The sequence below is a fragment of the Duganella sp. BJB1802 genome, from assembly GCF_013369445.1.
In the GTDB taxonomy this organism is placed as follows: Bacteria; Pseudomonadota; Gammaproteobacteria; order Burkholderiales; family Burkholderiaceae_D; genus Rugamonas; species Rugamonas vulcania_A.
The window spans coordinates 15,539-34,892 of record NZ_JABWEF010000030.1 but is presented as its reverse complement, the minus strand read 5'-3'; the positions used below and the strand labels follow the sequence as shown (position 1 = coordinate 34,892).

Here is a 19,354-nt window from a genome sequence, read left to right as displayed (position 1 = left end):
CACATTAAACCAGCGCACTGTTGCTGTGCAGGTAACTCAGTGTAATTGGCGGTAAATCTCTTCGGCCAAAGCGTTCGAGATGCCCTCGACCTGCTTGAGGTCCTCGACACTGGCGTCGACCACGCCGCGCAGGCCGCCGAAGCGCGCCAGCAGGCGCTGGCGGCGCTTGGCGCCTATCCCTTCGATCTCCTCCAGGCGCGAGGTCTGGCGCGTCTTGGCGCGCTTGGCGCGCATGCCGGTGATGGCGAAGCGGTGCGCCTCGTCGCGGATCTGCGCCACCAGCATCAGCGCCGCCGATTCCTTGCCCAGCTCCTGCGACGGCCGGCCGTCGACGAACATCAGCGTCTCCAGGCCCACACGCCGCCCTTCCCCCTTGGCCACGCCGACGATCAGGCTGATGTCCAGCCCCAGCTCGGCGAACACCTGGCGCGCCATTTCGATCTGGCCCTTGCCGCCGTCGATCAGCACCACGTCCGGCATGACGCCGTCGCCGTTGGCCACCTTCTCGTAGCGGCGCATCAGCACCTGGCGCATCGCCGCGTAGTCGTCGCCGGGCGTGATGTCGTTGATGTTGTAGCGACGGTATTCACCGTTCTGCATCTGGTGGTGGTGGAACACCACGCACGAGGCCTGCGTGGCCTCGCCCTGCGTGTGCGAGATGTCGAAGCATTCCACGCGCAGCGCGTCGATGTCCTCCGGCTCCAGCTGCAGCGCCTCGACCAGCGCGCGCGTGCGCGACTGCTGCGAGCCCTGCTCCGACAGCAACCGCGCCAGCGAGATCTCGGCGCCCTTCTGCGCCAGCTCCAGCCACTTGCGGCGCTGGTCCTGCGGCTGGAAGATCAGGTTGATGCGGTGGCCACACTGCTCCTGCAAGGCCTGCATCAGCGCCGGGTGGTCGAATTCGATGTTGAGGATCAGCGTGCCGGGGATGAACTTCTCGGTGTAGTGCTGGACCAAGAAGGCGGCCAGCACCTCGACCTCGATCGCCTCCTCCGCGATGGCGGCGGCGTCGCCGATATGGTTGGGGAAGTAGGCGCGGTCGCCCAGGTGGCGGCCGCCGCGCACCATGGCCAGGTTGACGCAGGCGCGTCCGCCCTGCACCAGCACGGCGATGATGTCGACGTCGGCGTCGCCGGTGGTCTCCATGCTTTGCTGGTGCAGCACGCGCGACAGCGACTGGATCTGGTTGCGCACCGCCGCCGCCTGCTCGAATTTGAGCTCGGCGGCGTAGCCGTGCATCTTCGCTTCCAGGTCGGCCATCACCTCGCTCTGGCGCCCGCGCAGGAAGCGCGCGGCGTTTTCCACATCGAGCTTGTAGTCGTCCTTGCTGATCAGGTCCACGCAGGGCGCGCTGCAGCGGCCGATCTGGTGCAGCAGGCATGGGCGGGTGCGGTTGGAATACACGCTGTCCTCGCAGGTGCGGATCAGGAACACCTTCTGCAGGATCTGCATCGATTCCTTGACCGCCCACGAGCTGGGGAACGGGCCGAAATACTGGTTCTTCTTGTCCACCGCGCCGCGGTAGTAGACCATGCGCGGCGCGTCGCCGCCGGTGATCTTCAGGTAGGGGTACGATTTATCGTCGCGGAACAGGATGTTGAAGCGCGGGCTCAGGGCCTTGATCAGGTTGTTCTCAAGGATCAGCGCTTCGGCTTCGCTGTGGGTGACGGTGGTCTCCAGCCGCGCGATGCGTTCGACCATCATGGCGATGCGCGGGCTGCTGAGGTTTTTCTGGAAGTAGCTCGACACGCGCTTCTTCAGGTCGCGCGCCTTGCCGACGTAGAGCACCTTGTCGTCGGCGTCGAAATAGCGGTACACGCCCGGCAGGTTGGGCAGCTTGGCCACGGTGGCCAGCACTTGTTCGCGCGGATCGGGCGCGGCTTCCAGTTCAGTCATGCGATTGTCTTCTCACTGCGCTTGTTCGACGATGACGAAGGCGACGGCGTATTCTTCCTCGTCGCTGACGGTCACCTGTGCCGACAGCTTATGCTTTTCCATGAATTCCTTCAGCACGCCGCTGCACACGATCACCGGCTTGCCGCTGGGCGCGTTGAGCATCTGCGCGGCGGGCCAGGTCATCGGCATCCGCATGCCCAAGCCGATGGCCTTGGAGAAGGCTTCCTTGGCGGCGAAGCGCGTGGCGACGAAGCGGATGCCGCGCGCCGCGTTCTTGGCCTTGCGCGCCAGGTACTTCTCCATCTCCTGCGGGCCGAGGATCTTGGCGGCGAAGCGGTCGCCATGGCGCGCCAGCGCCGCCTCGATGCGCGGGATCTTGCAGATGTCGGTGCCTATCCCGTAGATCATTTTCGCGCGCCCAGGCGGGTCGAGACCATGATGGCTTTCATTTCGCGCACGGCGTTTTCCCAGCCGACGAACACCGAGTGCGCGACGATGGCGTGGCCGATATTGAGCTCGGCGATTTCCGGAATCGCGGCGATGGCTTGCACGTTGGTGTAGTGCAGGCCGTGGCCGGCGTTGACCTTCAGGCCCTTCGACACGCCATACAGCACGCCGCGATGGATGCGTTCCAGCTCGGCGGCCTGCTCGGCGCCTTCGGTGTCGGCATAGCGGCCGGTGTGCAGCTCGATCACCGGCGCGCCGATGTCGGCGGTGGCGTTCATCTGCTCCTCGTCGGCGTCGATGAACAGGCTGACGCGGATGCCTTCGGCCTGCAGCTGCTTGACGGCGGCCCGCACGGCGTTGAAGTGGCCGACGACATCGAGGCCGCCCTCGGTGGTCACTTCGGTGCGCTTCTCGGGCACCAGGCAGACGTCGGCCGGCTTGATGCGGCAGGCGAAGTCGATCATCTCCTGCGTGACGGCGGCCTCCAGGTTCATGCGGGTCAGCAGCTGCGGCGCCAGCGCGATCACGTCGGCGTCCTTGATGTGGCGGCGGTCTTCGCGCAGGTGCAGGGTGATGCAGTCGGCGCCGGCCTGCTCGGCCAGCAGCGCGGCGCGGATCGGGTCCGGATACGTGGTGCCGCGCGCGTTGCGCAGGGTGGCGACGTGGTCGATGTTCACGCCAAGGTCGATGATGGTGCCGGAGGGTTGCAGGAAGCTCATTGGTTTATACCGTTTATCGGGTTTATAACTGCATCAGGTCGATCAGGATCTGGCGCGTGTTCAGCGGCGCGCCGCCCAGGTGGTGCGCCAGCAGGAAGCGCATCAGCTGCTTGCTCTGCGCCTGCGTGGCGGCGTCCTGGTAGTCTTCGCGCTCCATGTCGAGCAGCGTCTTGCCGGCCACGCGCGGCCACGGGTCGGCGGCGCGCTCGGGGCGCGGGCCGCGTTCCGGGTCCACCACGTAGACCACGTCGGCCTGCACGGTGCGGCGGGTGTCGGTGCAGCGGGTCAGCTCGGCGGCGACGCCTGTCTCTTTAAGTAGGGCCCGTTCGAATTTTCTCAAGACGATGGGCGCCGGTTCGTTGTGGGCGAGCTGGTTGAGCGTGGCGACGTAGTGGTCGAAAAGGCGCGGGTGGGCGTCGTCGCGCGCCAGCAGCTTGACCAGCAGCTCGTTCAGGTAGAAGCCGCACAGCAGCGCGGTCTTCTCCAGCGGCAGCATGCCGCCCACCCATTCGGCCTCGGTCAGCGTGCGCAGTTCGGATTTGCCCACCCAGCTCGACGACAGCGGCTGGAAGGTCTGCAGCACGCCGCGCAGCTGCGAGTGCGGCCGCTTGGCGCCCTTGGCGATCAGCGCCACGCGGCCGAAGTCGCGCGTGAACAGGTCGATGATGAGACTGGTTTCTTTGTAGGGATAGCTGTGCAGGACGAAAGCCGGCTGGCCGGCGACCTTGGTGCCGAAGGTGCGCTCGCGCGGCGGCGCGCGCGGGCGTTTTGGAGCTACGGAGGGGGATGGGGTTCCCGCCTGCGCGGGAACGACCGGTTGCTGCGTTGCCGATTCAGCGTCGGCGTCGAGCGTGGTGGTGGACATCGCCCTCTTCTTTATTCGTAGCCGTAGGCGCGCAGACCCGCTTCGTTGTCGGCCCAGCCGGACTTGACCTTGACCCAGATCTCCAGGTACACCGGGCCGCCGAACAGTTTTTCCATGTCCAGGCGGGCCTGGGTCGACACTTCCTTCAGCCGCGCGCCCTTGTTGCCGATGACCATGGACTTGTGCGTGTCGCGCTCGACCAGGATGGCGGCGAACACGCGGCGCAGGTCGCCCTCCTGCTCGAACTTCTCGATCAGCACGGTGCTGGTGTACGGCAGCTCGTCGCCCACCAGGCGGAACAGCTTCTCGCGCACGATTTCCGACGCCAGGAATTTCTCGCTGCGGTCGGTGATGTCGTCCGGGCCAAAGATCGGCGCGTTCTCGGGCAGGAAGCGCTTGATCTCTTTTTCCAGGCCTTCCAGCTGGAAGCGCAGCTTGGCCGACACCGGCACGATGGCCGCGAAGTTGAACTTGGCGGCGACCTGCTGGGCGAACGGCATCAGCGCGCCCTTGTCCTTGACGCGGTCGGCCTTGTTGATCACCAGGATCACCGGCACTTCCACCGGCAGCAGGTCCATCACCTGCTGGTCGGCCGGGCCGAAGGTGCCGGCCTCGATCACGTACAGGATCAGGTCCGACGAGACCAGCGTGTTGGTGACGGTCTTGTTGAGCGTGTTGTTGAGCGCGTTCGAGTGGCGGGTCTGGAAGCCCGGCGTGTCGACGTAGATGAACTGCGCATCGTCGTGGGTCTGGATGCCGGTGATGCGGTGGCGCGTGGTCTGCGCCTTGCGCGAGGTGATGCTGACCTTGGCGCCGATGAGCGTGTTCATCAGGGTCGATTTGCCCACGTTGGGGCGGCCGACAATGGCGATGTAGCCACAACGGAAGTTGGCGGAGGTCGTTTCGGTAGTCATTTCAGTTCTCTTTTACTTGTGTGCTGCTTTGGCAGGCGGTGGCGACGGTTCGTTACCGGCCTCGGTCGTCTGCACGGTGGCGATGCCGGCCAGCTTGAGCTGGGCGGCGCGCGGCTTGGACTTGCGGCCGGCGGCCGGGGTCTTGACCAACGCTTGCTCGGCCACTTCCAGCGCCAGCTTGGCGGCGGCCTGTTCGCCGGCGCGGCGGCTGCCGCCGCGTCCGTAGACCTGGATGCCCAGCTTGGGCACCAGGCATTCGATTTCGAATTCCTGGCTGTGCGCGGCGCCGTGCGTGGCCACCACATTGTACAGCGGCAGGGAAATCTTCTTACTTTGCAGGAATTCCTGCAGCAGGGTCTTGGCGTCCTTGCCCAGGGTTTGCGGGTCGACCGATTCCAGGATCGGAATGTAGAAGGCCCGGATCACGTCGCGCGCGGGGTTGAAGCCGCCATCCAAAAAAATGGCGCCCAACAGCGCCTCAAGCGTGTCGGCCAGGATCGAGGGGCGGCGGAACCCGCCCGACTTCAACTCCCCTTCCCCCAGCCGCAGGAACTGCGACAGTTCCAGCTTTTGCGCGATCTCGTACAGCGACTGCTGCTTGACCAGGTTGGCGCGCAGGCGCGACAGGTCGCCCTCGTCGATCGCCACGAAGCGCTCGTACAGGATGGAGGCGACCACGCAGTTCAGGACCGAGTCGCCGAGGAATTCCAGTCGTTCATTATGCAAACTGCTGTGGCTACGGTGCGTCAAGGCTTGCTGCAACAGACCAGCATCCTGGAACGTATAGCCTAGACGGGTTTGCAATAACTGAAGATTCATTGTTTTGTTCTGGTGTTAAACGTGTTTATTGGTCGGTCTTGGCCGGCGGCGGCATGCCGTTCTTGGCCGTGGTGCCCTGGTATTCCAACAGCAGGCTGGCCGGTCCGACCAACGGGATTTTCTTTTCGTAGGCGAAGCTGATTTCCACTTCGCCGTTTTCCTTGCCGATGAGCAGATCCCGGCTGGTGATCGAGCTGATGTAGCCGGTGGTCGCGTTGGCGTCGAACGATTTCTGCATCTCCAGCACGGAACCGCCGGTGGCCTTGGCCGTGACGATGGCGTTCTGGATCGCGCGGTACTCGGTATAGGTCGGCACGATCTTGAGCGCCAGCACGCCGACGAAGCCCAGCACGGCCAGCACGACGATCAGGCCGACCAGGGAAATGCCATCTTGCCGTTTCAAGCTTGCTTGCATCTTAGTCCCTTTCGCCGTGGTCCGCTGTCAGTGGATGCTGCCGATGCGGCGCAGGTTGCCCAGGTTCATCCACACGAAGAATGCTTTTCCAACAATGTTCTTGTCCGGCACAAAGCCCCAGTAGCGGCTGTCCGCGCTATTGTCGCGGTTGTCGCCCATCATGAAGTAGTTGCCCTGCGGAACCACACAGGTGAAGCCTTCATACTTGTAGGTGCAGTTTTCGCTGTGCGGGAACTGCTTCACGCCATCCAGGCTCAGCGTCGGCGCCGCCTCGTTGTTGAGGATGCGGTGGCTCACGCCGGTCAGGTTTTCCTGGAACTGCTTGTTGTAAATCAGGTGTTCGTCGTCGAGGTAGTCGTCCAGCGGAGTGTACTTCACTTCCACGCCGTTCACCGTCAAGCGCTTGTTCTCATACGTAATCTTATCACCCGGCACGCCAATGACGCGTTTGATGTAGTCCTGGCTCATATCCATCGGATACTTGAACACCATCACATCGCCGCGCTGCGGGTCGTTGATCTGGACCACTTTCTGGTTCAGCACCGGCAGGCGGATGCCGTAGGTGAACTTGTTCACCAGGATCAGGTCGCCCACCAGCAAGGTCGGCACCATCGACGACGACGGGATCTTGAACGGCTCGTACAGGAAGGAGCGCAGGAAGAACACCAGCGCGATCACCGGGAAGAAGCTGCCCGAGTATTCGATCCAGGTCGGCTGGCGCAACAGGTTGGCCTCGATGGCGGCGCGGTTGCCCTGGTTGTCGAGCTTGATGCCGTCGGCGGTCAGCTTGGCGTTGCGGGCGTCGTACTCGGCCAGCGCGCGGTCGGCGGCGGCACGGCGCTGCTTGGCCAGGTAGAACACATCCAGGAACCAGATCACACCGGTGATCACCATCAGTACGAACAGGATTAAAGCAAAATTACCTAAGATCACTTGCAGGTTCATTTGTCGTCCACTTGTAAGATTGCCAGGAACGCTTCTTGTGGAATCTCGACCGAGCCCACTTGCTTCATGCGTTTTTTACCTGCTTTCTGCTTCTCCAGCAGTTTCTTTTTACGGCTGACGTCGCCGCCGTAGCACTTCGCCAGCACGTTCTTGCGCAAGGCCTTGACGTTCTCGCGCGAGATCACGTTGACACCGATGGCGGCCTGGATCGCCACGTCGAACATCTGGCGCGGGATCAGCTCGCGCATCTTGGCCGCGACCTGGCGGCCGCGGTAGGCGCTGTTGGAACGGTGGACGATGATGGCCAGCGCGTCGACCTTCTCGCCGTTGATCAGCATGTCGACCTTGACCACGTCCGAGGCGCGGTATTCCTTGAACTCGTAATCCATCGAGGCGTAGCCGCGCGAGGTGGACTTGAGCTTGTCGAAGAAGTCCAGCACGATCTCGCCCATCGGCATCTCGTAGACCAGCTTGACCTGGCGGCCGTGGTAGGCCATGTCCATCTGCACGCCGCGCTTGCCGATGCACAGCGTGATCACCGAGCCGACGTACTCCTGCGGCATGTACAGGTTGACCGTGACGATAGGCTCGCGGATCTCGTTGATCTTGGTCGGGTCCGGCATCTTGGATGGATTGTCCACCTTGATGATGCTGTTGTCGCGCATGACCACCTCGTACACCACGGTCGGGGCCGTGGTGATCAGGTCCATGTCGAATTCGCGCTCCAGGCGTTCCTGCACGATCTCCATGTGCAGCAGGCCGAGGAAGCCGCAGCGGAAGCCGAAGCCCAGCGCCTGCGACACTTCCGGCTCGTACATCAGCGCGGCGTCGTTGAGCTTGAGCTTTTCCAGCGAGTCGCGCAGCGCGTCGTACTGGTTGGCCTCGACCGGGAACAGGCCGGCGAACACCTGCGGCTGCACCTCCTTGAAGCCGGGCAGCGGCGCCGGCGCCGGACGGTTGGCCAGGGTGACGGTGTCGCCCACCTTGGCGGCCTTCAGTTCCTTGATGCCGGCGATGATGAAGCCCACCTGGCCGGCCGACAGCTGCGGCAGCGAGACCGAGCGCGGCGCGAAGATGCCGACGTCCTCCACCAGCTGCAGCGAGTCGGTGGCCATCAGCTTGATCTTGTCCTTGGGCTTGAGGGTGCCGTTCATCACACGCACCAGCATCACCACGCCGACGTAGGGGTCGTACCACGAGTCGACGATCAGCGCCTGCAGCGGCGCGTCCGGGTCGCCCTTCGGCGGCGGGACTTTGGCGATGATCGATTCCAGCACGTCTTCCACGCCCAGGCCGGTCTTGGCCGAGCAGTGGACGGCGTCGCCGGCCTCGATGCCGATCACGTCCTCGATCTCGGCGATCGCGGTCGGTGGGTCGGCGTTCGGCAAGTCGATTTTATTCAGCACCGGCACCACTTCCACGCCCAGGTCGAGCGCGGTGTAGCAGTTGGCCACGGTCTGGGCTTCCACGCCCTGCGAGGCGTCGACCACCAGCAGCGCGCCTTCGCAGGCCGACAGCGAGCGCGACACTTCGTACGAGAAGTCGACGTGGCCGGGGGTGTCGATCAGGTTCAGGTTGTAGACGATGCCGTCGCGGGCCTTATATTGCAGGGCCGCGGTCTGGGCCTTGATCGTAATGCCGCGTTCGCGCTCCAGATCCATCGAATCGAGCACTTGCGACTCCATCTCGCGTTCGGACAAGCCACCGCACAATTGAATGATACGGTCCGCCAGGGTCGATTTGCCGTGGTCGATGTGGGCGATGATGGAAAAATTGCGTATGTTGTTCATTAACAAATATTCAAAAACGGGTTTGAAACGACGGGGCGCGGAAACTGCGCGCAATACGAAAAAAGCGCTCCGAGCGGGGCGGTAATGCCCTGGCGAGCGCCTTGATGACAGCCACTGAAAGCAAAACGGAAGCTTTTCTACCCCCGCATTTTACCGGATTTCAGAGGGGAAAGGCCGACTTATGCAGTGCAAAATGCATATTGCTTAAGGCCTTGAGGCAAAAAATGCAGCGGAAATGCTTATTTATTAAGCACTTCGCGCACTTTTGCCTCGTCCAGGAAGTAGTGGCACAACTCGGGCTGGGACAGGTCGGCGTACAGCACCGGCACCAGCTCGTCGAAGCGGGCCACCAGGGCGTCGTCGGCGTCGACATCGATCACGTCGACGGTGATGGGCCGCTCGGGCGTTTGCAGGCGCATCAGGGCGTCCAGCATGTCCTGGCAGAGGTGGCAGTAGCTGCGCGAGTAGAGGGTGAAGTGCATGACAGCGCCCCGCCGCGCCGAAGCGGGCGGGGCGAACTCCTTACTTGGCGCTAGGACGCACGGAAATGTACTGCGTCACGTCGCCGCGGCGCACCAGCAGCACCGAAGCCTTCTTCGCGTCGAGCTTGGCCACGGCCGCGTTGAACTGCTTGGCGTCCTTGACTTCGATGTTATTCAACTGCAGCAGCACGTCGCCCTCCTGCACGCCGGCGCGGCCGGCCACGCCCTCGGCCGCATCGACCAGCACGCCGCCGTCGACGCCCAGCTCCTTCTTCTGCTCGGCGGTCAGGTCGCTGACCTTCAAGCCCAGCGCGTTGGCCTTGACCGTCGCTTCCGGCTCGGCCTTGCCGCCCTTGCCTTTGCCCACCTTGGCGCCCTTGTCCGCCTCCAGCTCGGCCACGGTCACCGGCAAGTCCAACTGTTGACCCTTGCGCCACACCGTCACCACGGCCTTGCTGGCCAGCGCGGTGCCGCCCACCAGGCGCGGCAGGTCCGACGAACGGTTCACCTGCACGCCGTTGAACTTGAGGATGATGTCGCCCGCCTTGATGCCGGCCTTATCGGCGGGACCGCCCGGCTCCACCAGCGACACCTCGGCGCCCTGCGCGCTCTTCAAGCCCAGCGACTCCGCCACTTCCTTGCTGACTTCGCCGATCTGCACGCCGATGCGGCCGCGCGTGACCTTGCCGTTTTTCTTCAGCTGCTCCGACACGCGGATCGCCTCGTCGATCGGCACGGCGAAGGAAATGCCGTTGTAGCCGCCCGACAGCGTGGCGATCTGCGAGTTGATGCCGATCACCTCGCCGCGCATGTTGATCAGCGGGCCGCCCGAATTGCCGGGATTGACCGCGACGTCGCTCTGGATCAGCGCCAGGTAGTCGCCGGTGTCGCGCTGCTTGGCCGAGATGATGCCGGCGGTGACGGTGTTCTCCAGGTTGAACGGCGAGCCGATCGCGATCACCCATTCGCCGACGCGGATCTTGTCCGAATCGCCCATGACCAAGAAGGGCAGCTTGTCGCCCTCGATCTTGAGCACGGCGACGTCGGTGCGGGCGTCCGCGCCCAGCACCTTGGCCTTGAACTCGCGCTTGTCGGTCAGCGTGACGAACACCTCGTCGGCGCCGTCGACCACGTGGGCGTTGGTCATCACATAGCCGTCGGCCGACAGGATGAAGCCGGAGCCATTGCCGCGCTGCATTTCGCTCGTCGGACGGCGGCGCCTGGCGGCGGCCGCGCGGCGTGCCCTTGCCGCCGGGGCCGGGCTGCGGCAACGCGCCGCCAAAGAAGCGGCGCAGGAATTCCTGCATTTCCTCTTCGCCCGGCTGGCCGTCGGCGCCGCCGCGGCCGCCCAGCTTGAGGCGTTCGGTGGTGCGGATGTTGACCACGGCCGGGCCGACGCGGTCGACCAGGTCGGCGAAGTCCGGCAGGCCGATGACGGCGCCGGTGACCGGCGCGGCGGCCATCGCGGGGGCCAGGCCGAAGGCGGCCGGCGAGATCCATACGCTTGCGCCGACCAGCAGCGCGGAAAGAGTTTTACTACCAACGGAGAAATTATTTTTCATGGAAAGTATCGGTCTTTATAAAGTTCTGGAACGCAAGTGCCCCTCGGGCGAGTTGCGCGAGGCTAAGGCTAGCGTATGGTAAGCGAAAACGCGCCCGACGGCACACTCAACAATGCAAGTTGTGCAAGCGTCTCAGGGCAGGATGACGTCGGCCGGGGTTTCGGCCGGGTCGGCCGCGCGCCCGGCCGGCGCGGCGGCGGGCACGTAGGCGGGCTCGGCGGCAAGACGGGCCGCCAGCGACGCCCCGAAGCCGTCGCTCAGCGCGCCGCTGGCCTGGTCGCGCAGCACGTCGCCGGTCAGGTGGTAGGCGCGCCAGGCCGCCTGCCCTTCCGCCGTGTCGAGCGCCGCCAGCGCCAGCTCGCGCTCGCTGTCCGCCAACTCACCGTCGGCCAGCGCCGAGATGTTTTCGTGCAGTCTTTTCTGGGTATCCATCGCGTATCCCGCCATGTCAAAACATGTCCGCCGCGCCCTTCCCGGGCGCATTGCCGGACGCCAATAACACTTGCCATCATTCCCCCCTTACCAGCGCTTGTCAACTGGCATGTCCAGCAAGGGTCGCAATTTTTCAGCGATGACTTCGCGGGCGCGGAAGATGCGGCTGCGCACCGTGCCGATCGGACAGGCCATGATGTCGGAGATTTCCTCATAGCTCAATCCCTCGATCTCGCGCAAGGCGATCGCGGTGCGCAAATCCACGGGCAAGGCATCCATCGCCGCGTTGACGGTCTGGGCGATCTGCTTGCTCGCCAGCATGGATTCCGGCGTGTTGATGTCGCGCAAATGCTCGCCATCGTTAAAGGCTTCGGCTTGCTCGGCGTCTGCTTCGGTCGACGTGGGCGTGCGGCGGCCCTGCGTCGCCAGAAAATTCTTGGCGGTGTTGATGCCGATGCGGTACAGCCACGTGTAGAAGGCGGAGTCGCCGCGGAAATGGCGCAGCGCGCGGTAGGCCTTGATAAACGTCTCCTGCACCACATCCTCGGCTTCGGCCGGATCGTGGACGATACGCGACAGCAGGCGCATCAGCCGGCGTTGGTACTTGGCCACCAGCAAATCGAACGCCTGCTTGTCTCCATCCCGCACCCGGTCCACCAGCACCTGGTCGCACTCACGTTCTGTCGTCACTCCTGCATCCCTCGGTGGCCTGCAGCGTGGCCGAACTCTTTATCCATATGTCTTGAGCCATATGCTATAGAGTTAGCTCGCTGCAAGAAGTTCACAGTGTTCGCGGTTTTATTTCAGCCCGGGCCGCGATGGCCCGGCAAGCCAGCGACAAGGCACGCCAATCGGCGCGCGTGACGCTGTCGGGCAGCACCGCCACCACCTGCGCCTGGCCGTCGCCGTCGCCCAGCCGCAGCAACAGCAAGCCCGGCCAAATGGTCGAGCCGTCCAGCAGGCGCAGCACCACCCCTGTTTTTTGGTATACCGTCAGCCGCAGCTGGCCGACACCGGAAATATCAAGCTGACGCGCATTACGGCATGGACGTCCGCGCCACAGGCCGAGCAGCCCGGCCAGCGCGCAGCACAACGGCGCGCACCAGCCCGGACAGGCAACGGCCGACGCCAACACGCCGCAACACAAGCCGGCATGCAGCAGCTGCAGGCCGGACGAGGGGCGAACGATGACAGAGACCGCAATCGACATGACAGCCGCGTACGTTCAACAACGGTACGTTCAACAAAAAACAGGGGATTACATTCGGAAGCGCCGGCCGCGAGGCCGGTACTTGGCCGGCGAAGCCGGCGCCGAATCCACGCTCACCCCGATTGGACAGGGCTTGCGTGGATTAGTTCAACGCGGGGTCGAACTTTTGCGGACTTTAGATCTTGCCGAACACCAGGCTGCCATTGGTGCCGCCGAAGCCGAACGAGTTCTTGACTGCATACTCGATCTTCATCGGACGGGCCACGTTGGCGCAGAAGTCCAGGTCGCAAGCGGGGTCCTGGTTGAAGATGTTGATGGTCGGAGGCGACACCTGATGGTGGACCGCCAGTACCGTAAACACCGCTTCCAGGCCGCCGGCGCCGCCCAACAGGTGACCGGTCATCGACTTGGTCGAATTGATCACCATGTTCTTGGCGTGCGCGCCGAAGGTGCGCTTGATGCCCTGCACTTCCGCCACGTCGCCCTGCGGGGTCGACGTGCCGTGGGCGTTCAGGTAGTGCACCTGGTCGGGATTGATGCCGGCGTTGGCCAGCGCGGCAATCACCGACTTGCTGCCGCCGCTGCCATCTTCCAATGGCGAGGTCATGTGATAAGCGTCGGCGCTCATCCCGAAACCCAGCAGCTCGGCGTAGATCTTGGCGCCGCGCGCCTTGGCGTGTTCGTACTCTTCGAGCACCATCACGCCGGCGCCCTCGCCCAGCACGAAACCGTCGCGGTCCTTGTCCCATGGGCGGGACGCGGTCGCTGGATCGTCGTTGCGGGTCGACAGCGCGCGGGCCGAGGCGAAACCGCCCAGGCCCAGCGGCGACACGGTCGATTCCGCGCCGCCGGCCACCATGACGTCGGCGTCGCCGTACTCGATCATGCGGGCTGCCACGCCGATGCAGTGCAGGCCGGTGGTGCAGGCCGTGACGATCGACAGGTTAGGACCACGCATGCCGTACTTGATCGACAGGTTGCCCGAGATCATATTGATGATCGAGGCAGGCACGAAGAACGGCGAGATACGGCGCGGACCGCGCTTGTCGTACTCTTCCTTGGTTTCTTCGATCAGCGGCAGGCCGCCGATACCGGAACCGATGATGACGCCGATGCGATCGGCATTCTCTTCGGTGACGACGATGCCGGAGTCTTGCACCGACTGGATGCCGGCCGCCATGCCGTAATGGATAAAGGTATCCATGTGGCGCGCTTCCTTAGCGGGGATGTAATCCTCGATATTGAAGCCTTTGACTTCACCGGCGAACTTGGTGGTGAAAGCTTGCGCATCAAACTTGGTGATGTTGGCAATCCCGGATTTACCCTCGGTGATCGCGGCCCACGATTCGGCAACAGTATTGCCGACCGGAGTCACGGCGCCCAGGCCGGTGATGACAACACGACGGTTTTTAGAACCTCTCAAGCGATTCTCCTAAAGTCGATCGGGCAGAAATTACGCCTTGACGTGGGCGGTAGCGTAGTCGATCGCTTGCTGCACGGTGGTGATCTTTTCTGCTTGTTCGTCAGGGATTTCCATTTCGAATTCGTCTTCCAGGGCCATCACCAGTTCCACGGTGTCCAGGGAGTCAGCGCCGAGGTCGTCGACGAACGAGGATTCGATCTTGATGTCTGCTTCGGCGACGCCCAGTTGCTCAGCGACGATTTTCTTAACGCGTTGTTCGATATCCGACATGTTATGGCTCCATTTTGTTTGTTACGGAAAGCGCGCATTTTATCAGGTTTGCGCACTGAAAAACTAATTTCGGTAGCTGCTGCTAAATAATCCGAAATCACTGCTAAAAGACGAGAAACGGTGGCTTTTCCGCCACCGAAACCCATCAATTCATGTACATCCCGCCGTTCACGTGCAGGGTGGTACCGGTAATATACGCCGCCTGCGGCGACGCCAGGAAGGCGACCGCGGCCGCGATGTCCTCGGGCTTGCCCAGGCGCGCCAGCGGAATCTGCGTCAGCAGGGCGGCGTGCTGCTCTTCGCCCAGCGCCTTGGTCATGTCGGTGTCGATGAAGCCCGGCGCCACGCTGTTGACGGTGATGTTGCGGCTGCCGATTTCACGCGCCAGCGCGCGGCCCATGCCCTCCACGCCGGCCTTGGCGGCGGCGTAGTTCATCTGGCCCGGATTGCCGGAGGACGCCACCACCGAAGTGATGTTGATGATACGCCCGGTCTTGGCTTTCATCATGCCGCGCAGCACGGCGCGCGACAGGCGGCCGACCGAGCTCAGGTTGGTGGCGATGACGCTGTCCCACTCTTCATCCTTCATACGCATGGCCAGCTGGTCCTGCGTGATACCGGCGTTGTTGACCAGGATGCCGACGGCGCCCCAGGTCTTGGTGATGTCGTCGATGACGGCGGCGCAGCGCGCGGCGTCGGTGACGTTGAGGACCATGCCCTTGCCGGCTTCGGCGCCGATTTCCGCCAGATAGGCCGAGATCGCTTCAGCGCCGGCTTCGGTGGTGGCGGTGCCGATCACGCGGGCGCCTTGACGCGCCAACTCCTGGGCGATGGCCTTGCCGATGCCGCGCGATGCGCCCGTGACCAGGGCAACTTGATTCGTTAAATTCATGGGTATCCTTAGACGTTTAGGGAGTGTGCCTGAAGACCTGGCAGCTTATTTGAGCGCGGTCAACACGCGCTCCAGCGAGGCCTGGTCGGTGATCGCGTCGCCCACCAGGGTGGCGTCGATGCGCTTGGTCAAGCCCATCAGCACCTTGCCCGGGCCGCACTCGACCACTTGCGTGATGCCTTCGGCGGCGACCTTCTGCATGGTTTCGACCCAGCGCACCGGCGAAGCGGCCTGGCGCACCAGCGCATCCTTGATGCTGGCCGGATCGGTCAGCACGGCGACGTCGACGTTGTTGATCAGCGCGATCTGCGGCGCCGAGAAGGTCAGGCCGTCCATGTACTCGCGCAGACGGTCCGAGGCGGGCTTGAGCAGCGACGAGTGGAACGGCGCCGACACCGGCAGCTTCATGGCGCGCTTGGCGCCCTTGGCCTTGGCGATCTCGCAGGCGCGCTCGACAGCGACGGTGTCGCCGGCGATCACCACTTGCGCGGGGGCGTTGAAATTGACGGCCTCGACCACCGAACCAACCACGGCGGCGGCGGCTTCGGCGCAGGCGGCGCGGACGTCGTCGTCCGACAGGCCCAGCACGACGGCCATGGTGCCCATGCCGACCGGCACGGCTTCCTGCATCGCCTGCGCGCGGAAGCGCACCAGCGGCACGGCGTCCTTGAACGAGATCACACCGGCCGCGACCAGCGCCGAGTATTCACCCAGGCTGTGGCCGGCAACGATGGACGGCAGCGGACCGCCGGCAGCGATCCAGGCGCGGTACACGGCGACCGCGGCGGTGAGCATCACCGGCTGGGTGTTGGTGGTCAGGTCCAGTTCTTCCTTCGGACCTTCGGCCATCAACTTGCCCAGGTCGAACTGCAGCGCGTCGGACGCCTCGGCGATGGTTTGCGCCACCACAGGGTTGCCGGCGAAGCCGTCCATCATCGCGATCGCTTGCGAACCCTGGCCCGGAAATACAAAAGCAAATTTAGTCATACTTCATCCATCTCATTTTTATTGAACGCTACGCTAGCATGCCATCGTGACAGCCTTGCTACCGCCGAGCCCGTTAGAACTCTAATTCTAATTCAGGCCGTTAAAAACGCGCCCAGTCCTAGCGAGCAATAAGGTCATCCGTCAACCTCGCTAGGACGGCGCCCCAGGTGAACCCGCCACCGACGCCTTCCATCATGATGTTCTGCCCCTTCTTGATGCGGCCATCGCGCACGGCGACGTCCAGCGCCAGCGGGATCGAGGCGGCCGAGGTGTTGCCGTGCTGGTCGACCGTGACCACCATCTTCTCAGCAGGCAGGCCCAGCTTCTTGGCGGTGCTGTTCATGATGCGGATGTTGGCCTGGTGCGGAATCAGCCAGTCGATCTGATCCGAAGTCATGCCGGCCTTGTCCAGCGCTTCGTGCGCGACCTTCTCCAGCACCGACACGGCCAGCTTGAACACGGCGGGACCGTCCATGTACAGGAAGGCGCTGCCGGCCACCGCGCCGCCATCGACCGAACCCGGCACGCTGAGGATGTCCGAATGACGGCCGTCCGCGTGCAGCTTGGTGGCCAGGATGCCCGGCTCTTCCGACGCGCTCAGCACGATGGCGCCGGCGCCGTCGCCGAACAGCACGCAGGTGGTGCGGTCGTCGAAGTTGAGGATGCGCGAGAACACTTCGGCGCCGATCACCAGCACGTTCTTGTGCACGCCGGCGCGGATGAAGGCATCGGCGGTGGAGACGGCGTAGACGAAGCCGCTGCACACGGCCTGCACGTCGACCGCCGCGCTGTTGTTGGTCATGCCCAGTTTTTTCTGCACGATGCAGGCGGTGCTGGGGAAGCTGCCGAAGAAATCCGGCGTCGAGCTGGCCAGCACGATGAGGTCAATATCGTTGGGCTGCAGGCCCGCCATCTCCAGCGCCTTTTTGGCGGCGTTGACGGCCAGGTCCGACGATTTCTGTTCCGGCTCGGCGAAATGGCGCGCCGAAATGCCGCTGCGGGTGACGATCCATTCGTCCGAGGTCTCGATGCCTTTGGCGGCGAGTTGATCAGCCAGGTCCTGGTTGGTCACCCGCTTTTCCGGCAGGTAGCTGCCGGTGCCTATAATTTTGCTGTACAAAGTCATGCCGTTCTACCGTCCACTAAATAGTTGAGCCAGGTACTTCGGGGGTATCCGTGTTGCGCGGCATGAGCTCGGCGATCATTTCCGAGATATGTCCCAACACGTCATTTTTTGCAGCATCATACGCGCGTCGGATCGCCCACTCATAGGAATAGGCATCGGCGCCGCCATGGCTCTTGAACACCAGGCCGCGCAGGCCCAGCAGGCTGGCGCCGTTGTGGCGCGACGGCTGGAAGCGATCCTTGACCGCCTTCAGCGCGCCGCCGCCGAGCAAGGCGCCCAGCATGGTCAACAGGTTGCGCTTGAACTCGGTGCGCAGCGTGTCGCCGAAGAAGCGCGCCACGCCCTCGACCGCCTTGAGCGTCACGTTGCCGACAAAGCCGTCGCACACCACGATGTCGGTGGTGCCCTTGAAGATGTCGTTGCCTTCGACGTTGCCGTGGAAATTGAGGGCGCCGCGCTCGTGGTCGGCCTGCAGCAGCTTGCTGGTGGCCTTGACCACCTCGTTGCCCTTGATGTCCTCGGTGCCGACGTTCAGCAGGCCGATGGTCGGGCGGGCGATCTTTTCCATGGCCGAGACCAGCACCGAGCCCATGATGGCGAACTGGTGCAGGTGATGCGGTTCGCAGTCGACGTTGGCGCCCAGGTCCAGCATGTAGGTCGGGCCGTTTTTCTGGTTCGGCATGATGCCGCAGATGGCGGGACGGTCGACGCCGGTCATGGTCTTGAGCACGTAGCGGGACACCGCCATCAGCGCGCCGGTGTTGCCGGCCGAGACGCAGGCCTGGGCCTTGCCGTCCTTGACCTGCTCGATGGCGACGCGCATCGACGAATCCTTCTTGCGGCGCAGGGCCACTTCGAGCGGATCGTCCATGGTGACTTGTTCGGAGGCGTGTTGCACGGTGATGCGCGGATGCGCGTCGGCGTGCTGCTTTTTCAATTCCGCGCGGATGACGTCCTCCAAACCGACCAGGATCAGTTCAGCGTCAGGCTCACGTTTGAGGAAGGAAACTGCTGCGGGGATAGTGACCGACGGGCCGTGATCGCCACCCATGCAGTCGATAGAAATTTTGATTGTCATTTGTTTTGATTCAGTACCACGCTCCAGCCCGGATAGGGCAAGCTGCGGCAAGCTGCGGACCAACAACATCCAGGTCTACGCGTTTCAAAATGACGGTGTGCAAAAGAGGATTGCAGCCGATGATAAAGAAAAAGCGATGCTCCGCGAGTTATCCACGTAGCACCGCCTATTTCCAGGTCCAGCAAAAGCGTCGATTACTCGTCGTTTTTGGTTTTCAGGACTTTACGACCACGGTAGAAGCCGTTAGGGCTGATGTGGTGACGCAGGTGGGTTTCACCGGTGGTTGGCTCGATGCCCAGTTGTGGAGCAACCAGGAAATCGTGCGAACGGTGCATACCGCGCTTCGAAGGGGACTTCTTGTTCTGTTGAACTGCCATGTTAATGACTCCTAATACATAAGTTCTAAAATTTTAACACATTCGACCAGCAAATACATGCGAATCGAGTATCCTGCCGGCAAAACTGAACCGGCATAGTTAAACTGAGATTTACTACACTTCACTGCTGACTTGCCATACTCGATTTACTACACGCGTTTGACACGTTCTTTACAACACTACTTATTCGGTACTGCTTATTCGGATTTGAGGCCCTTGAGGGCGTCGAACGGCGACAACTTTTCGCTTTTCGCCTTGTCCAGCAGAGCGGAATCGGGGCAGACATCATGTTTCGGCGTGTGCGGCAAGGCCAGCAGCGCTTCGTCTTCCACCAGGTCCATCAGCTCCATGCTGCGGCTGCCGACGATGACATCGATCGTCTCGTCGTTGATCATTTCTTCGATTTCATCCGCCTGCGCATCATCCTTGCCCAGCATCAGGACCGTCGACGCATCGATGGTGTGAGCGTAAGGCGTCAGGCAGCGCTGGCAGACCAGTTGCACGGTGCCGGCAACCGACAGCGTCATCTGCGGGAAGCCCATCTTGCTGGTGCCCCCTACTGCTTTCCAGGCGATGGTGCCGGACGTATCCGCACAATCCTTGGTCAAGCGGGTCATTTCGGCAACAGGCGTCACGCCTTGCTGGCTGCCGTTGCTCCGACAAAAATCAAAGGCGTCGATCACAATAGCATTCATTACAGAAATT

The 19,354-nt window shown here is 63.1% G+C and carries 22 protein-coding genes and 1 pseudogene; 1 reads left to right on the top strand and 22 read right to left on the bottom strand.

Annotated features, from left to right (window positions below; genetic code table 11):
- Positions 1–36 precede the first annotated feature (36 nt).
- The 20 genes and pseudogenes from uvrC to plsX all read right to left on the bottom strand — a co-directional run bounded on the left by uvrC (position 37) and on the right by plsX (position 18,272).
- The gene (uvrC, locus tag HUX88_RS30515) at positions 37–1,896 is read right to left on the bottom strand and encodes an excinuclease ABC subunit UvrC (protein ID WP_176364197.1); all 1,860 of its coding nucleotides are present in this window, start codon (positions 1,894–1,896) and stop codon (positions 37–39) included.
- A gap of 12 nt (positions 1,897–1,908) precedes the next feature.
- A complete protein-coding gene (gene acpS / locus HUX88_RS30510) occupies positions 1,909–2,304 on the bottom strand; it encodes a holo-ACP synthase (protein ID WP_176364196.1) in 396 nt (131 codons plus the stop codon).
- Complete coding sequence (gene pdxJ, locus HUX88_RS30505) at positions 2,301–3,062, bottom strand: pyridoxine 5'-phosphate synthase (protein ID WP_176364195.1); 762 nt, start codon at positions 3,060–3,062, stop codon at positions 2,301–2,303. Before pdxJ ends, acpS begins: the two co-directional genes overlap by 4 nt.
- Positions 3,063–3,084: 22 nt before the next feature.
- Positions 3,085–3,927 (bottom strand): DNA repair protein RecO, encoded by an 843-nt coding sequence (recO, locus tag HUX88_RS30500; RefSeq protein ID WP_176364194.1) that lies wholly within the window; start codon positions 3,925–3,927, stop codon positions 3,085–3,087.
- Positions 3,928–3,938: 11 nt separating this feature from the next.
- A complete protein-coding gene (gene era, locus HUX88_RS30495; RefSeq protein ID WP_117013712.1) occupies positions 3,939–4,841 on the bottom strand; it encodes a GTPase Era in 903 nt (300 codons plus the stop codon).
- A gap of 12 nt (positions 4,842–4,853) precedes the next feature.
- The gene (rnc, locus tag HUX88_RS30490) at positions 4,854–5,660 is read right to left on the bottom strand and encodes a ribonuclease III (protein ID WP_117013711.1); all 807 of its coding nucleotides are present in this window, start codon (positions 5,658–5,660) and stop codon (positions 4,854–4,856) included.
- A 25-nt stretch (positions 5,661–5,685) separates the two neighbouring features.
- Positions 5,686–6,075: a DUF4845 domain-containing protein gene (locus HUX88_RS30485; protein WP_176364193.1), complete on the bottom strand. Its 390-nt coding sequence runs from the start codon at positions 6,073–6,075 to the stop codon at positions 5,686–5,688.
- A gap of 27 nt (positions 6,076–6,102) precedes the next feature.
- A complete protein-coding gene (gene lepB, locus HUX88_RS30480) occupies positions 6,103–7,020 on the bottom strand; it encodes a signal peptidase I (RefSeq protein WP_117013709.1) in 918 nt (305 codons plus the stop codon).
- Positions 7,017–8,810 (bottom strand): translation elongation factor 4, encoded by a 1,794-nt coding sequence (lepA, locus tag HUX88_RS30475; RefSeq protein WP_117013708.1) that lies wholly within the window; start codon positions 8,808–8,810, stop codon positions 7,017–7,019. Before lepA ends, lepB begins: the two co-directional genes overlap by 4 nt.
- A gap of 239 nt (positions 8,811–9,049) precedes the next feature.
- Positions 9,050–9,292: a glutaredoxin family protein gene (locus tag HUX88_RS30470; protein WP_117013707.1), complete on the bottom strand. Its 243-nt coding sequence runs from the start codon at positions 9,290–9,292 to the stop codon at positions 9,050–9,052.
- Positions 9,293–9,332: 40 nt separating this feature from the next.
- Positions 9,333–10,854 (bottom strand): annotated as a pseudogene (locus HUX88_RS30465) (DegQ family serine endoprotease).
- A 132-nt stretch (positions 10,855–10,986) separates the two neighbouring features.
- The gene (locus HUX88_RS30460) at positions 10,987–11,286 is read right to left on the bottom strand and encodes a sigma-E factor negative regulatory protein (RefSeq protein ID WP_176364192.1); all 300 of its coding nucleotides are present in this window, start codon (positions 11,284–11,286) and stop codon (positions 10,987–10,989) included.
- A gap of 87 nt (positions 11,287–11,373) precedes the next feature.
- A complete protein-coding gene (rpoE, locus tag HUX88_RS30455) occupies positions 11,374–11,976 on the bottom strand; it encodes an RNA polymerase sigma factor RpoE (RefSeq protein WP_117013706.1) in 603 nt (200 codons plus the stop codon).
- A gap of 91 nt (positions 11,977–12,067) precedes the next feature.
- Complete coding sequence (locus tag HUX88_RS30450) at positions 12,068–12,496, bottom strand: protein YgfX (RefSeq protein ID WP_147330411.1); 429 nt, start codon at positions 12,494–12,496, stop codon at positions 12,068–12,070.
- Positions 12,497–12,671: 175 nt separating this feature from the next.
- Positions 12,672–13,919, bottom strand: coding sequence for a beta-ketoacyl-ACP synthase II (fabF, locus tag HUX88_RS30445; protein WP_176364191.1), 1,248 nt, complete (start codon positions 13,917–13,919; stop codon positions 12,672–12,674).
- A 30-nt stretch (positions 13,920–13,949) separates the two neighbouring features.
- Positions 13,950–14,189: an acyl carrier protein gene (gene acpP, locus HUX88_RS30440; RefSeq protein ID WP_008449912.1), complete on the bottom strand. Its 240-nt coding sequence runs from the start codon at positions 14,187–14,189 to the stop codon at positions 13,950–13,952.
- A 145-nt stretch (positions 14,190–14,334) separates the two neighbouring features.
- On the bottom strand, positions 14,335–15,081 hold the full coding sequence (gene fabG / locus HUX88_RS30435; RefSeq protein ID WP_176364190.1) for a 3-oxoacyl-ACP reductase FabG: 747 nt from the start codon (positions 15,079–15,081) through the stop codon (positions 14,335–14,337).
- Positions 15,082–15,126: 45 nt separating this feature from the next.
- The gene (gene fabD / locus HUX88_RS30430) at positions 15,127–16,068 is read right to left on the bottom strand and encodes an ACP S-malonyltransferase (RefSeq protein WP_176364189.1); all 942 of its coding nucleotides are present in this window, start codon (positions 16,066–16,068) and stop codon (positions 15,127–15,129) included.
- 118 nt (positions 16,069–16,186) lie between these two features.
- On the bottom strand, positions 16,187–17,194 hold the full coding sequence (locus HUX88_RS30425; RefSeq protein ID WP_117013701.1) for a beta-ketoacyl-ACP synthase III: 1,008 nt from the start codon (positions 17,192–17,194) through the stop codon (positions 16,187–16,189).
- A 16-nt stretch (positions 17,195–17,210) separates the two neighbouring features.
- Positions 17,211–18,272, bottom strand: coding sequence for a phosphate acyltransferase PlsX (gene plsX, locus HUX88_RS30420; RefSeq protein WP_117013700.1), 1,062 nt, complete (start codon positions 18,270–18,272; stop codon positions 17,211–17,213).
- On the opposite strand from plsX, the gene HUX88_RS31980 reads away from it, so the two are divergent.
- Positions 18,244–18,432 (top strand): hypothetical protein, encoded by a 189-nt coding sequence (locus HUX88_RS31980; protein ID WP_217916506.1) that lies wholly within the window; start codon positions 18,244–18,246, stop codon positions 18,430–18,432. The two genes, plsX and HUX88_RS31980, sit on opposite strands and share 29 nt — an antisense overlap.
- A 34-nt stretch (positions 18,433–18,466) precedes the next feature.
- Here the strand turns inward: HUX88_RS31980 and rpmF are convergent, their stop codons facing one another.
- Both rpmF and HUX88_RS30410 read right to left on the bottom strand, forming a co-directional pair.
- Positions 18,467–18,649: a 50S ribosomal protein L32 gene (rpmF, locus tag HUX88_RS30415; protein WP_008449924.1), complete on the bottom strand. Its 183-nt coding sequence runs from the start codon at positions 18,647–18,649 to the stop codon at positions 18,467–18,469.
- 197 nt (positions 18,650–18,846) lie between these two features.
- A complete protein-coding gene (locus tag HUX88_RS30410) occupies positions 18,847–19,344 on the bottom strand; it encodes a DUF177 domain-containing protein (protein ID WP_117013699.1) in 498 nt (165 codons plus the stop codon).
- Between the last annotated feature and the right edge of the window lie 10 nt (positions 19,345–19,354).

Bases quoted from the DNA above. Each gene is read 5' to 3' on its own strand.
- uvrC (WP_176364197.1), bottom strand. From the start codon at position 1,896: ATGACTGAACTGGAAGCCGCGCCCGATCCGCGCGAACAAGTGCTGGCC.
- acpS (WP_176364196.1), bottom strand. From the start codon at position 2,304: ATGATCTACGGGATAGGCACCGACATCTGCAAGATCCCGCGCATCGAG.
- pdxJ (WP_176364195.1), bottom strand. From the start codon at position 3,062: ATGAGCTTCCTGCAACCCTCCGGCACCATCATCGACCTTGGCGTGAAC.
- recO (WP_176364194.1), bottom strand. From the start codon at position 3,927: ATGTCCACCACCACGCTCGACGCCGACGCTGAATCGGCAACGCAGCAA.
- era (WP_117013712.1), bottom strand. From the start codon at position 4,841: ATGACTACCGAAACGACCTCCGCCAACTTCCGTTGTGGCTACATCGCC.
- rnc (WP_117013711.1), bottom strand. From the start codon at position 5,660: ATGAATCTTCAGTTATTGCAAACCCGTCTAGGCTATACGTTCCAGGAT.
- HUX88_RS30485 (WP_176364193.1), bottom strand. From the start codon at position 6,075: ATGCAAGCAAGCTTGAAACGGCAAGATGGCATTTCCCTGGTCGGCCTG.
- lepB (WP_117013709.1), bottom strand. From the start codon at position 7,020: ATGAACCTGCAAGTGATCTTAGGTAATTTTGCTTTAATCCTGTTCGTA.
- lepA (WP_117013708.1), bottom strand. From the start codon at position 8,810: ATGAACAACATACGCAATTTTTCCATCATCGCCCACATCGACCACGGC.
- HUX88_RS30470 (WP_117013707.1), bottom strand. From the start codon at position 9,292: ATGCACTTCACCCTCTACTCGCGCAGCTACTGCCACCTCTGCCAGGAC.
- HUX88_RS30460 (WP_176364192.1), bottom strand. From the start codon at position 11,286: ATGGATACCCAGAAAAGACTGCACGAAAACATCTCGGCGCTGGCCGAC.
- HUX88_RS30450 (WP_147330411.1), bottom strand. From the start codon at position 12,496: ATGTCGATTGCGGTCTCTGTCATCGTTCGCCCCTCGTCCGGCCTGCAG.
- acpP (WP_008449912.1), bottom strand. From the start codon at position 14,189: ATGTCGGATATCGAACAACGCGTTAAGAAAATCGTCGCTGAGCAACTG.
- fabG (WP_176364190.1), bottom strand. From the start codon at position 15,081: ATGAATTTAACGAATCAAGTTGCCCTGGTCACGGGCGCATCGCGCGGC.
- fabD (WP_176364189.1), bottom strand. From the start codon at position 16,068: ATGACTAAATTTGCTTTTGTATTTCCGGGCCAGGGTTCGCAAGCGATC.
- HUX88_RS30425 (WP_117013701.1), bottom strand. From the start codon at position 17,194: ATGACTTTGTACAGCAAAATTATAGGCACCGGCAGCTACCTGCCGGAA.
- HUX88_RS31980 (WP_217916506.1), top strand. From the start codon at position 18,244: ATGCAGTCGATAGAAATTTTGATTGTCATTTGTTTTGATTCAGTACCA.
- plsX (WP_117013700.1), bottom strand. From the start codon at position 18,272: ATGACAATCAAAATTTCTATCGACTGCATGGGTGGCGATCACGGCCCG.
- rpmF (WP_008449924.1), bottom strand. From the start codon at position 18,649: ATGGCAGTTCAACAGAACAAGAAGTCCCCTTCGAAGCGCGGTATGCAC.
- HUX88_RS30410 (WP_117013699.1), bottom strand. From the start codon at position 19,344: ATGAATGCTATTGTGATCGACGCCTTTGATTTTTGTCGGAGCAACGGC.